Origin of the sequence: Streptomyces sp. Isolate_45, assembly GCF_024721315.2 — a bacterium.
Classification (GTDB): Bacteria; Actinomycetota; Actinomycetes; order Streptomycetales; family Streptomycetaceae; genus Streptomyces.
On the sequence record NZ_JANFAK020000399.1, the window covers coordinates 1 to 603 of the forward strand.

The 603-nt window shown below is 63.5% G+C and carries 1 protein-coding gene; it reads left to right on the forward strand.

Annotated features, from left to right (window positions below):
- The coding region (locus NOD94_RS41295) for a B12-binding domain-containing protein (protein ID WP_281211377.1) at positions 1-603 on the forward strand (603 nt) is incomplete at both ends.

A 603-nucleotide genomic window follows, 5' to 3' on the forward strand; every position in this document is an offset into this window, starting at 1 on the left:
CTGGATTCGGCGATCGTCCACGCGTCGAAGATCCTGCCGATCGCCCGGTTCGACGACGAGCAGGTCGGCACCGCCCTCGACTTGATCTACGACCGGCGTGCGGAGGGCTACGACCCCCTGCAGAAGTTGATGGCGCTGTTCGAGGGCGTCAACACCAAGTCGTTGAAGGCCGGCCGGGCCGAGGAGCTTCTCGCGTTGCCGTTGGACGAGCGGTTGCAGCGGCGGATCATCGACGGGGAGAAGAACGGCCTGGAGGCCGACCTCGATGAGGCCTTGCGGACACGCTCGGCGTTGGCGATCGTCAACGACACCCTGCTGGAGGGTATGAAGGTCGTCGGTGAGCTGTTCGGGTCGGGGCAGATGCAGTTGCCGTTCGTCCTCCAGTCGGCCGAGGTCATGAAGACCGCGGTGGCGTATCTGGAACCGCACATGGAGAAGACCGACGCGGACGGCAAGGGCACGATCGTGTTGGCGACGGTGCGCGGGGATGTTCATGACATCGGTAAGAACCTGGTCGACATCATCTTGACCAACAACGGCTACAACGTCGTGAACATCGGCATCAAGCAGCCGGTCTCGGCGATCCTCGAAGCCGCCGAGGAA